The organism is Aestuariirhabdus sp. LZHN29, from assembly GCF_049985285.1.
GTDB lineage: Bacteria > Pseudomonadota > Gammaproteobacteria > Pseudomonadales > Aestuariirhabdaceae > Aestuariirhabdus.
The window spans coordinates 661,156-672,817 of record NZ_JBNIEU010000001.1; the positions used below are offsets into that span (position 1 = coordinate 661,156).

Consider the following 11,662-nt stretch of genomic DNA (forward strand, 5'->3'; position numbering starts at 1 on the left):
TTAATCTCCTTCGTTCTGGGTCGCTGTTGCGGCGCTCGCCAACGCCGCTTTGGCAGCAGCTTCTCGTTTACGCTGCGCTGCAGCCGCCGCTTTTTGCGCTTCAATAAGCGCCAGCCGTTGCTCTTTACTGGAAGCAAGATCTGCGGTCTTGTCGATTTTTTTCTGCTGTGCCTGACGCGCCTGCAGCTGGCCTTTGCCGTAATGAAAATACTGCACCAGCGGGATTTTCGAAGGACAAACGTAGGCGCAGGATCCGCACGCAATGCAATCTTCCAACCCCAGCGCACTCGCCGCTACAAACTGCTCCTTACGGATTCTGCTGGCCAGCTCCAGTGGCAACAAACCCGAGGGGCAGACACCCACACAGCGACTGCAACGAATGCAGGGGCGCGGCATCTCTACCCGTGTTTCCGCCTCGCTCAGGGCGATGATGCCACTGCTGCCTTTGATCACCGGCACCCGGCCATGGGGTAGCCACTGCCCCATCATAGGGCCGCCCACGAGTAAACGTTCATAACTCTCATCTTCTAAACCGCAATAAGCCAACAGGTCCTCGACCAGGGTTCCCAGGGGGACTTCAAGGTTGGCCGGGGAGGGTATCGCGCCGCCCCCAACGGTCACTATTCGCGACACCAGTGGTTTACCGTCCACCAGCGCCTCGTACACCGCATAGGCGGTGGCGACGTTGTGCATCACCACACCCAGGTCAGTGGCATGGGCGCCTGCGGGGATCTCGCGCCCGAGCACTGACTGAATCATCTGTTTTTGCGAACCCTGGGGGTATCGTGTCGGCACCGACACGGTCTTAATATGATCCTGGCTAAGACACAACTCGCGCAGGGTCGCCAGCGCTTCGGCCTTATTATCCTCCACCACAATCACCGCACGCCGCGCTTCCAGACACCGCAACATTAAAGCGACCCCGGTGACGATCTGCTGACCGCGCTCGCGCATCAGGCGGTCGTCGCAGGTAAGGTAAGGCTCGCATTCACCACCATTGATGATCAGGGTATCGACACCCTGTTTACGCGCCAGGTCGAGCTTGACCGCCGACGGAAAGGTTGCCCCACCCATGCCCACGATACCTGCCTGGCGGATACGCAAAGCCAGCTCCTCCGGACTGAGGCCGAACGGATCTTCATCCGGGACGGTCCAGGGTGTTTGCTTGTCACTGACCTCAATAATGGCGGTGGTCACCGGCAGTGCTGCCGGATGGGGAGACGCGAACTCGCTCACCGCCACCACCGTGCCATCGGCTGGCGCATGGACCGGTGCCGACAACCACTCCACACTGCCCCCGATCAACTCACCGCGCTTTACCCGCTGCCCCGCTGTCACCCGCGCTACCGCGGGCTCACCGATATGCTGTTGCAGGGGCACATACAGCCGCTTCGGCATCGGCAGCCTGACGATCGGCAACTGTTCGGTACGCTCCTTGCGCTCCTGCGGATGGATACCCCCACGAAAACCTGACAGTTTCATCGCTGAATCTCCGCATCCGGCTCGGGCTTGGGCCATTTCCAGCTCGACAGGGTTAAGGCGGGGGCGACCATCTCAATGCCCATGGTGGGGCAGATATCGATGCATTTGTTGCATCCTGTGCAGGCAGCTGTCACCACGTTGTGCATCTGTTTGGGCGCGCCGATAATGGCGTCGGTTGGGCACACCTTGAAGCAGCGGGTACAACCAATACACTGCTCTTCCACCACGATGGCCACCCGGGGACCCGTGTCGGCCATGGACGACAGGTCCAGTTCAACGCCCAGCTTTTGCGCTAACGCCTCCGCCAGGGGCTTGCCTCCGGGAGGGCACAGGGTAACCGGCGCCGTGCCCTCTGCCAGCGCGCGAGCACCGGCGGGACACCCCGGAAAGCCACACTGCCCACAGTTGGTTCCGGGCAACAGCGCCTCCAACTCCTGCACGATCTCCGGCTCCTCGACCCGCAAATGGATCGCAGCGATCCCTAGCAGGTAACCCAACACCCCTCCCATCAGCGCCAATGCCATCACCGCAGTAAACATGGATCTCCCTCCTCAGTGGACCGGCAGGCCAGCGAAGCCCATAAAGGCCATCGACAACAATCCCGCGACAATAAAAGCGATGGGAACCCCCGCAAACGTCTCCGGCACATCGGCGAACTCCAGACGCTCACGCAACCCGGCGAAGATCACCATTACCAGACTAAACCCGAGCGCGGACCCCATACCGAACAGCAGGCTCTGGGTAAATCCGTTGTTCTCCTGCACGTTCAACAACGCCACCCCCAATACCGCGCAATTGGTAGTAATCAGTGGCAGAAAAATTCCCAACAACTGGTACAGCACCGGACTGCTCTTGCGCACCAGCATCTCGGTAAACTGCACCACCGCAGCGATCACCAGGATAAAGGAGAGAATGCGCAGGAACCCGATCCCCAGAGGCGCAAGCACCAGCTCTTCGATGGCCCAGCTCGCCGCCGCCGCCAGCGTCAGCACAAAGGTGGTGGCCATGCCCATGCCGATGGCGGTATCCAACTTTCCCGACACCCCCATAAACGGACACAACCCCAGGAACTTAACCAGAACGACGTTGTTGACCAATGCGGTCCCCAAAATCAGTAGCAGGTACTCGGTCACGACACTCTCCAAAATGGTGCATGCACTACTACAGTGCATTACTCTGTTATGAGTACGTTGCAGTAGCTATGCCAGCCCCCAGAAAGCCCTGAGAAATACATATAACCTATTGTATTTAATGACTTTTAGTGGCCTACCCATAAAAACCATAAGACCTCGATCGCTGTTGTATTCCCCACACTAGCGAGCCAACAAAGTGCACCTTGTCGCAAAGCCGACAATTCAACAAAACCCCTATGGTTACTGGCCTCCTTGGGGGTTTTGCCATTTTAAAAGGGGTATCTCGGGCGTGGCGCGGTAGTTGCAAGGGTGAATCATTGTTCGCACCGTTGTAATCAATCCGACAGGGGTCACATCATGAGCAAAGCGCAGGTTTTCGACAGCCCGGAAGCCATCCCACTGCCTTCCGGGGTCTACTTCCAGACCGTGGACCAATCTCCGGTGGCGATCACCATCACCGACCCTAACTCCCACATTCTCTATACCAATTCGGCCTTTACCCAGGTTACGGGCTATGACGCCGAGGATGTGCGGGGCCAACACACCCGCCTGCTCTCCGCGGGAAAAACTCCAGCCTGCCTTTACGGCGAACTCTGGAGCACCCTGAGCCGACAGCAGGTGTGGAGCGGGCGGCTGGTCAACCAGCGCAAAGACAAGAGCATTTACCTCGCCGAACTAACCATTACCCCGGTGATCGACACTAATGGGCACACCACTCACTACCTGGGGATGCACCGCGACATCACCCGCCTGCAGAAACTCAACCAGGAGCTGGAGAACCAGCGCACCCTCACCAACTCGATTGTTCGCAGCAGTCCGGTAGCCACCCTGCTACTGGATAGTGAAGGCACAATCCGTTTCGAGAACCCTGCGCTGGAACAACTTTGCCTCACCCTGGGGTGCGACAGCACCCAGCTTCTCACCCTCCTCAGCCGCCGCCTCGGTCTCGACTACCAGGACTGTGGGGACTTCACAGACCTTGAGGTGCGCTGCGATATTCCCGGTATCGGAACCCCTCGCTGGCTCAGCTGCTCAGGCTCTACCTTGCGCCTGTGGCAAAGCGACGATAGCTTCCAGCAGGAGCAGGGGCACGACTGCCTACTCCTCACCATCAACGACATCACCGTCCTCAAAATTCAGCAGGAGGAGGTTCGAATCAACGCCTTGATGGCCCGGCTGGCGGAAAATGAGCTGGTCCACAGCATGCGCGAAGCGCTTAACGGCGCCATTTTTCAGTTGCAGCGACCATTGAACGTCACCGGTGCTGCTGCGGCACTGCAAAAACGTCGCGGTGGGGAAAAGGACCCTCTACACCAGGCACTGCACGAGGTACTGGATTCCTGCCAGCTTGCGATAGACACCCTCACCCAGGCGCTGCCACCGCAAACACCCAAACGCAAAATGCCACTCAATCTAAATGAGCTCTTACGCGAGGTATTATCACTTTATACCGAACAGATGCTTACCGAAGGTGTAGTGATCGAGTGGAAGCCTTGCAACACCCTGCCCAGCATACTCGGCGACGAAATCTCACTCTGCAATCTTTTCAAGCAGCTGTTGGATAACGCATTAACCGCGATGGCTCATGCCCGTACCCACGACCGTGAACTGCGTATCGTCAGTCAACGCCTCGACGATGCCGTACGCATCACCATCGGGGACAATGGACCGGGCATCGACGACAGCATTCGTAACAAGGTGTTCCAACCCTTTTTTACCACCTATCAGGATGATGGCAATCGCAGCGGAATGGGACTGGTACTGGTGCAGGATGTCGCCAACGAACATGGAGTTTCCATCGACATCGAGCAAAGCACGGGAGGGGGATGCCAATTCACCCTGACCTTCCCCGCGCTGGCCGGACACTGAGGAGCCCAAGGTGAACGACCTACAGTTTCCCCTAAACGAAGAACTCAGTCGCGAGCAACGTCTCGGCGTGCAGCTCGATACCCTCTACCGGGTAAGCGAGGTGCTGAACCACTCCCTCGACCTGCAAAGTATTCTGCGGCAGGTGCTGGAAGTGTTGCACTCTCGGGCAAACATGTCCCATGGCATGGCGTCCCTGCTCGACCCCGTCAGCGGTGAGATACTGCTCAGCGCCGTACACGCACCCGGCACCGCACTGCCTGCGGCGATCAGTTATCGTGAAGGTGAAGGACTTACCGGGCGCATCCTTGAAAGCTGCACACCGCTGGTGGTGTCACGCCTCGCCGACGAACCTAACTTTCTCGACCGCCTCGGGCTCTATAACACCACCCTGCCGTTTATCGGCGTACCCATTTTTGCCGGCAGCAACAAACCCGTAGGGGTACTCGCCGCGCAGCCACCCGCCGAGGGGCGCACCTGTCTGCAAGAGCGTGTGCAGTTAATGGAGATGATCGCCAACCTGATGGGCAACAGCGTGCGCCTGGCCTGGGATGTAGAACAGGAGCGTCAGACCCTGACCAACGAGCGTGACAGCCTCAGGCGTGCCATCAAGGCCGAGCACGGCTTCGATAACGTGGTCGGCTCCTCATCCTCCATGCGCCAGGTATTCGAACAGGTACGACAGGTAGCAAAATGGGATACCACCGTACTGATCCGGGGCCAGTCCGGCACCGGAAAGGAGCTGATCGCCAGCGCCATTCATTACAACTCACCACGGGCCAACGCCTCCTTTGTAAAGTTAAATTGCGCCGCACTGCCTGACAACCTGCTCGAATCGGAGCTGTTCGGCCACGAAAAAGGAGCCTTTACCGGCGCCACGCACCAGCACAAAGGCCGTTTCGAACAAGCAGACGGGGGCACCCTGTTTCTCGACGAGATCGGCGAGATTAGCCCCACGTTCCAGGCCAAGTTGTTGCGCGTGCTGCAGGAGGGAGAGCTGCAACGAGTAGGGGGAACCAAAACCCTGACGGTCGATGTTCGCATTATCGCCGCCACCAACCGGGATCTTGAAACAGAGGTCGCCACCGGTGATTTTCGCGAAGACCTTTACTACCGACTCAACGTGATGCCCATTCAGGTTCCGCCTCTGAATGAACGTATTGAAGACCTTCCCGCGCTGGCCCGTTTTCTGGTTGGCAAACTGGCCAAAAGGCAGAGCCGGGAGTTATCGATTAACGACAGCGCCGTGCGTTTGCTGATGCAACACCACTGGCCTGGCAATGTGCGTGAGCTGGAGAACTGCCTCGAACGAGCCGCCATTATGAGCACCGACGGCTGTATTGACCAGGAGGTGGTGCGCCTCACCGGCGTCGTATCGGTGGAAAGCAGAACGCCGATACCCGGCACGGTCAGCGTCGACCTCGACGACCCCGAACTGGACGAACGCGAGCGCGTTATGGCCGCCCTCGAACAGGCCGGCTGGGTACAGGCCAAAGCCGCACGGTTACTGGGGATGACACCACGACAGGTCGCATACCGGATTCAAACCCTGGATATACCGGTACGCAAGATTTAACGATTAAAAAAGCCGCCGGTTATGATTTTATCGTCTCCAAGGCGTGCCCTGAGCTGTTCGACTATCTGGTCCATGGACGCGAACCCCCTTACCTTGCTGGTGCTACCATCCTCGCAATGCAGGACGACCGACTTAATCTCCCCATGGACGGGGTAAAGCACCACCTTACGGATGTTCTCCAGCGCCAGGGTGCGCGTCTCACTGAAAGTTGAAACCCAGACCCCCTGCTCCACCATCTCCATGGCAATGGTGTCGGAGCGGTAGGTCCAGTAGAGAAAATCCGTTGCCTTGATATACCCGTACCCCAGAAAAATAAGGCCAGACCAGGCCTTTATGTCCAGCTCCACGCCGTACCGGAACAGGACGTAGACCCCAAAACCAAGGCCGAGTAGCGCCATCGCTGCCGACTTGCGCTTTTCTGTGTCTACATAGGATTTATCCAATCTGTATTTCATAGCATCCCTGCCCCAATTTGCTGCGATAACAGGCGCCCATCCTAGGCGCTATTTGGTACTCTCAGGGTAATCGTTGATTCCCGTAAAGCTAGCCAAACCCATGGCCTGCCGGCTACGGCCTTCGACAATGCCAAATCGATCACAGATAGCGCTAGTCGGCACATCGCTCAGCAACGGCCAGGGTCTCGCCCGTTACGGCTTTATTTCAGCCCCTATTTGCGTCAGTATTGGGACGCTTGTTTTGTTTCCAGCTCTCATAGACAAGCCACCTCTAACAATAAAAACGGGCGGTTCCATGACAGTAGAACAACTCGATGTGGTGATCATAGGCGCGGGGGTATCGGGTATCGGTGCCGGCTGCCACCTCACAATGAAAAACCCGCATCACAGCTTCGCCATTCTGGAAGGCCGCGACGCTATAGGCGGCACCTGGGATCTGTTCCGCTATCCCGGAGTGCGCTCCGACTCGGATATGTACACCTTCGGCTACAGCTTTCGGCCCTGGACCCAGCGCAAGGATATCGCCGATGCCTCGGATATCCTCAACTACCTGACCGACACGGCCGCCGAATACGGCGTCGATAAAAAAATTCGTTACCAACACCGGGTGACTGCGGCCAACTGGTGCCCGAGCGACCGACGCTGGACCGTATCGGGGACGCGCAATGGCGAAGAGTTCACCATAAGTTGCTGCTTCCTGATCACCTGCACCGGTTACTACAACTACGAACAGGGATACCTGCCGGAGTTTGCCGGTTATAACGACTACCGAGGCACCATCGCTCACCCCCAGCAGTGGCCCGAAGCGCTCGACTACAGCGGCAAAAAAGTACTCGTCATCGGCAGCGGGGCCACCGCCATCACCATCGTTCCCGCCATGGCAAAAACCGCAGCGCAGGTGACGATGCTGCAACGCTCCCCCACCTATATTTTCAGCCGCCCCGCGATCGACCCCATTGCGGTATGGGTGAATCGGTTACTGCCCGAACGCCTTGCCTACAGGCTGTTACGCCTTAAAAATGCCCTGCTATCGGTCTATATCTACAGCCTCTCGAAGCGCAAACCCGACAAGGTGCGCACCTTTCTGCGCGACCAGGCCGCCGAAGCCGTGGGGCCTGGCATTGATGTCGAGCGTCACTTTACCCCCCGCTACAACCCCTGGGATCAGCGTATGTGCCTGATCCCCGACGGCGACCTGTTTGCCGCACTGCGTAGCGGCGACGCCACCATCGTGACCGACCAGATCGAACGCTTTACTGAAACCGGGGTCACTCTCACCAGCGGGGAGCAGATTGAAGCCGATATCATCGTTCCGGCCACCGGCCTGCAGGTCGAGTTTCTTGCCGGCATGAGCCTGTCGGTCGATGGCGAGCCTGTTCGCTTCAACGACCTTCTCAACTATCGCGGAATGATGTTTAACGAGCTGCCAAACCTGGCCACCGTATTTGGCTACACCAATGCCAGCTGGACCCTGAAAGCGGACCTCACCTGCGATTACGTCTGCCGCCTGTTAAACCACATGGACCAACACCGCTACGAAATCGCCATGCCATCGCTCGAACACTGCACCAAACACGAGCAATTCTCGGAGTTGGATCGCGCACCGATCGTCGATCTCTCCTCGGGATACATCCAGCGAGCACTGGACCGAATTCCGCAACAGGGGTCCGTCGCCCCCTGGCAGAATCACGACAATGTGATCAAGGATATGCTGACGATCCGTTATGGGAAAATTGAGGATGGAGTGATGACATTTCGATAAAGCTGACTCCGCTGTCACGAACAGATCAGAGGGGCGCGCAGGCAGCCTGCTGGAGAATCGGCCGCCCCCTTACCCCAGCAGTTCGAGCAACAACGCCATCACGGCCACCGCCTGGGCCAGATAGGTGATGCCGGCCCCCAGCTGGCGCATCCGATGAGCCTTCCCAAGCATGCCGTAGGCGTGCATCAACCGCGACAGGGTAAACCCCAGCACCAGCACCGCCAGCAGCGTCTCGGAGGCGCGGGCCATCGTCAGCGCCAGCAGCACCAGAGCAAACATCATCACCTGCTCCACCCCATTAGCGTGCACCCGAATCGCCAGCATCAACGGCTTGTTGCCGCCATCCCCGTAGGAGACCCGGTTTTTAATCCGCAACCGCGAGACGTTAATCGTCAACAACAACAGCAGCAGACCGTTGAGCGCCACACACAGGGAAAACCAGTAAAAATCGAACATAGAGACTCCGAGTTAAAGGGCGACGACGCACCCAGGGGAAAGGGTTAATACTCGCGGGTAATATCACTTTATTCGCGACCCCGCGCAAAGGTTTTCAACCCCGGCGCAAGCACCTCCCTATAGAGAAATTTAACTATAGAAGGTGTTTACTGGTTGTGGGTAACACGGACTTCTAACGCTGCAGTAACGGGCTGGCGCTGCGTAGCAGCGACAGTCCAGGACCAGCGCAGCTGGGCCGAAAGTTGACTGCCTTGTTAGGCATTTGCTTCGTGGGAACAACTATTTTGAACACTTGTAAACTTCTCTAGCTTTTGCGCGTCCGTTGTCAGAACTGGCAAAGTCGAAGTATTGGGCAGATAGATCTGGTTCTAGTGTTATCGCATAATCATATGTTAAGTCTGTATCATCTAATCCCCAATCCCACCTCTTTTCGAGACCATCCATTCCATATCGAGCTGCTATGCGCTGATCAAAAACCTTTATGTAACTTTTTGAACCCCACTCGACTAGCCATAAAATATTTTCCTTCCCATAAGGCTTCTTACAAGACCATATGACTTTTTTGGGTTCGTTACTTTCCGCATTTCCGAAGAAAGCCATGCTCAACAGGAATATGATGCTGGATAAAGCTAGTTTTTGACTCTTGAGGTTCATCTTCTCTCCTTGAAATATGCCTAACAGCTTAATACTGAGCCGGCTTGTTTTGGCCGCGCAGCGAGATACCTATCACAACCGAAAGGTATTGAAATATTTAGAATTAATGGTCGCATCTGCCATTTCCCTCCGCTGAAAACGTGCCGGCTCATAGATACAAAGCGAGTGGCACAGTATCCAAACCGTTACCTTCCGCAATCTGTTGATATTGCTTGATATTTTCTGAGTTTACCAGTCCTGATCACGCCCAGCAGCCGATCCTGAAACTATTGGATGCCCGCCTACGCGGGCATGACAGGAAGGTTGCGGCTGCACAGAGGAGGCAAGTAACACCACTCCCCCCTCTGAGCCGACAAGCGACGGCTTTCTGTGTCGAAATAGGCCCGAAGGGGCGATGATGAACAGGATGTTCGAATGCCGCGAAGGCCATGGACGGCCAAGAGCGGCCGTCCGAGCCGGTTCGTGGGGGCAGGAGGCCCCCTCAAGACGCCCGAATTATTGAACCGTTGCGCCGTGGAGCCGAAGGCCGGCTTGGTGGGGGCGGCAGGGGATTCTTAAGGGGAGTGCCCGTGCACTCCCCTTGAGTCGCCCGGCGGGGCGAACCCCGCCAACGCAAACCCCACCGCGGCGAAGCCGCCCCCATCGTCCCCTTCCCTACACCCCCACTCATCCTAGTGTCGACTTCCCGACAAACCACGCCACCCACCTCAGGGCTAGCCAATAAAATCAATCACTTAGCGCTCTGCGGTCGGCAGGCACGCTCTTTGCTCTACTCAATCAACGGCACGCTATCATCCGCTAACATTCAAGGAGCCTGCGATGGAACTGATCGCCCGCACAGCAACCCCACCCGCCACCGGCTGCAAGGCCAAGGGCTGCGGCAGCAGCGACGATGGCCTGGCCGGATTACCGGCCTCGGTCCGCGAACAGGTACAGAACCACCCCTGCTTCTCCGAAAACGCGCACCACCACTTCGCGCGAATGCACGTGGCGGTGGCTCCGGCGTGCAATATTCAGTGCAACTACTGCAACCGCAAATACGATTGCAGCAACGAGTCGCGCCCGGGGGTCGTGTCGGAAGTGCTGACTCCCGACGAGGCGGTTTACAAGGTAAAGGCGGTTGCCGCGGCCATTCCGCAGATGACCGTTCTAGGCATCGCCGGCCCCGGCGACCCGCTGGCCAACCCGGAGCGCACCTTCAATACTTTTCGCCAGCTCAGCGAACAGACCCCCGATATCAAACTTTGCGTCTCTACCAACGGCCTTCGGCTACCGGAGTTTGCCGACGAGATTGCGCGCTACAACATCCAGCACGTCACCATTACCATCAACTGCCTCGACCCGGAGATCGGCGCCAGCATCTACCCCTGGATATTCTGGAACAACCGCCGCATTCGTGGCGTCAAGGCATCCAAGATTTTGATCCGAAATCAGCTCAAGGGGCTTGAAATGCTGGTCGAGCGTGGGGTGCTGGTTAAAGTAAACTCGGTGATGATTCCGGGTGTGAACGATCATCACCTTAAGGAAGTTAGCCGTGCAGTAAAAGACCGCGGTGCCTTTTTGCATAACGTCATGCCGCTGATCTCCGAGGCCGAGCATGGAACCTTTTATGGCGTTACCGGCCAGCGCGGGCCAACCAACGCAGAGCTCAGCGCACTGCAGGAGAGCTGCAGCGACTCCATGAGCATGATGCGCCACTGCCGCCAATGCCGGGCCGATGCCGTGGGGATGCTCGGTGAGGATCGGGGGCAGGAGTTCACCCTCGACAAGATCGCCGGCAAGGAGATCGATTACGCGGCGGCCATGGTGAAACGCGAGCGGGTGCAACGGGCCATCCTCGACACCCTGGCCGAGACTGCACCGACCTCTATACCCGCAGCCGATACGGACTCTACCCTGCTGGCAGTGGCCAGCAAAAGCGGCCGTGTAGTGGACGAGCATTTTGGGCATGCGCGCCACTTCGCAATTTACCGCGTCGATGCCAACGGCAGCTCCTTTGTAGAGAACCGGGAGATCGAGCTCTACTGTAGTGGCGCTAACGAGTGTCCCGAGGAGGAGAACCGCCTCGACGGACATATCGCTGCCCTCTCCGACTGCGCTGGCGTGCTTTGTTCGCGCATCGGAATTGGCCCCTGGCGACAGCTCGAACAAGCCGGAATTGAACCCAGTAGCAGCTACGCTCTCGATTCCATAGAGCAGTCCCTTACCAGCTTCTATCAGGAACTATCCGCACAGGGAAAACTGACAACAACTCACAAACATCAGGCGATTGCCTAAG

The 11,662-nt window shown here is 57.6% G+C and carries 10 protein-coding genes; 4 read left to right on the forward strand and 6 right to left on the reverse strand.

Going from position 1 to position 11,662, the window contains the following annotated elements; translation table 11 throughout:
• The 3 genes from rsxC to rsxA are packed head-to-tail and all read right to left on the reverse strand — an operon-like array spanning position 1 to position 2,615.
• Complete coding sequence (gene rsxC / locus ACP3PW_RS03195; protein ID WP_426415218.1) at positions 1-1,482, reverse strand: electron transport complex subunit RsxC; 1,482 nt, start codon at positions 1,480-1,482, stop codon at positions 1-3.
• Positions 1,479-2,021 (reverse strand): RnfABCDGE type electron transport complex subunit B, encoded by a 543-nt coding sequence (locus ACP3PW_RS03200; RefSeq protein WP_426415219.1) that lies wholly within the window; start codon positions 2,019-2,021, stop codon positions 1,479-1,481. Before ACP3PW_RS03200 ends, rsxC begins: the two co-directional genes overlap by 4 nt.
• 12 nt (positions 2,022-2,033) lie before the next feature.
• Positions 2,034-2,615: an electron transport complex subunit RsxA gene (gene rsxA / locus ACP3PW_RS03205; RefSeq protein ID WP_426415220.1), complete on the reverse strand. Its 582-nt coding sequence runs from the start codon at positions 2,613-2,615 to the stop codon at positions 2,034-2,036.
• 357 nt (positions 2,616-2,972) lie between these two features.
• On the opposite strand from rsxA, the gene nifL reads away from it, so the two are divergent.
• Both nifL and nifA read left to right on the forward strand, forming a co-directional pair.
• Positions 2,973-4,484 carry a nitrogen fixation negative regulator NifL gene (gene nifL, locus ACP3PW_RS03210; protein WP_426415221.1) on the forward strand — a complete coding sequence of 504 codons (1,512 nt, stop codon included), beginning with the start codon at positions 2,973-2,975 and terminating at the stop codon, positions 4,482-4,484.
• 10 nt (positions 4,485-4,494) lie between these two features.
• Positions 4,495-6,057 (forward strand): nif-specific transcriptional activator NifA, encoded by a 1,563-nt coding sequence (gene nifA, locus ACP3PW_RS03215; RefSeq protein WP_426415222.1) that lies wholly within the window; start codon positions 4,495-4,497, stop codon positions 6,055-6,057.
• Here the strand turns inward: nifA and ACP3PW_RS03220 are convergent.
• The gene (locus ACP3PW_RS03220; RefSeq protein ID WP_426415223.1) at positions 6,054-6,512 is read right to left on the reverse strand and encodes a hypothetical protein; all 459 of its coding nucleotides are present in this window, start codon (positions 6,510-6,512) and stop codon (positions 6,054-6,056) included. The genes nifA and ACP3PW_RS03220 overlap by 4 nt on opposite strands.
• A gap of 295 nt (positions 6,513-6,807) precedes the next feature.
• Between ACP3PW_RS03220 and ACP3PW_RS03225 the strand changes: the two genes are divergently transcribed.
• On the forward strand, positions 6,808-8,274 hold the full coding sequence (locus tag ACP3PW_RS03225) for a flavin-containing monooxygenase (RefSeq protein ID WP_426415224.1): 1,467 nt from the start codon (positions 6,808-6,810) through the stop codon (positions 8,272-8,274).
• A gap of 69 nt (positions 8,275-8,343) precedes the next feature.
• Here the strand turns inward: ACP3PW_RS03225 and ACP3PW_RS03230 are convergent, their stop codons facing one another.
• Together ACP3PW_RS03230 and ACP3PW_RS03235 are read right to left on the reverse strand one after the other, a co-directional pair.
• Entirely contained in the window at positions 8,344-8,730 is a 387-nt protein-coding gene (locus ACP3PW_RS03230) for an MAPEG family protein (RefSeq protein ID WP_426415225.1), read from the reverse strand.
• Between the two features lie 279 nt (positions 8,731-9,009).
• On the reverse strand, positions 9,010-9,384 hold the full coding sequence (locus tag ACP3PW_RS03235) for a hypothetical protein (protein ID WP_426415226.1): 375 nt from the start codon (positions 9,382-9,384) through the stop codon (positions 9,010-9,012).
• A gap of 819 nt (positions 9,385-10,203) precedes the next feature.
• Here ACP3PW_RS03235 and nifB point away from each other — a divergent pair.
• On the forward strand, positions 10,204-11,661 hold the full coding sequence (nifB, locus tag ACP3PW_RS03240) for a nitrogenase cofactor biosynthesis protein NifB (RefSeq protein ID WP_426415227.1): 1,458 nt from the start codon (positions 10,204-10,206) through the stop codon (positions 11,659-11,661).
• The last annotated feature ends 1 nt before the right edge of the window (position 11,662 follow it).

What these genes read in the sequence shown, in the direction of transcription:
- rsxC (WP_426415218.1), bottom strand. Translation starts at nt 1,482, where the DNA reads ATGAAACTGTCAGGTTTTCGTGGGGGTATCCATCCGCAGGAGCGCAAG.
- ACP3PW_RS03200 (WP_426415219.1), bottom strand. Translation starts at nt 2,021, where the DNA reads ATGTTTACTGCGGTGATGGCATTGGCGCTGATGGGAGGGGTGTTGGGT.
- nifL (WP_426415221.1), top strand. Translation starts at nt 2,973, where the DNA reads ATGAGCAAAGCGCAGGTTTTCGACAGCCCGGAAGCCATCCCACTGCCT.
- ACP3PW_RS03220 (WP_426415223.1), bottom strand. Translation starts at nt 6,512, where the DNA reads ATGAAATACAGATTGGATAAATCCTATGTAGACACAGAAAAGCGCAAG.
- ACP3PW_RS03225 (WP_426415224.1), top strand. Translation starts at nt 6,808, where the DNA reads ATGACAGTAGAACAACTCGATGTGGTGATCATAGGCGCGGGGGTATCG.
- ACP3PW_RS03230 (WP_426415225.1), bottom strand. Translation starts at nt 8,730, where the DNA reads ATGTTCGATTTTTACTGGTTTTCCCTGTGTGTGGCGCTCAACGGTCTG.
- ACP3PW_RS03235 (WP_426415226.1), bottom strand. Translation starts at nt 9,384, where the DNA reads ATGAACCTCAAGAGTCAAAAACTAGCTTTATCCAGCATCATATTCCTG.
- nifB (WP_426415227.1), top strand. Translation starts at nt 10,204, where the DNA reads ATGGAACTGATCGCCCGCACAGCAACCCCACCCGCCACCGGCTGCAAG.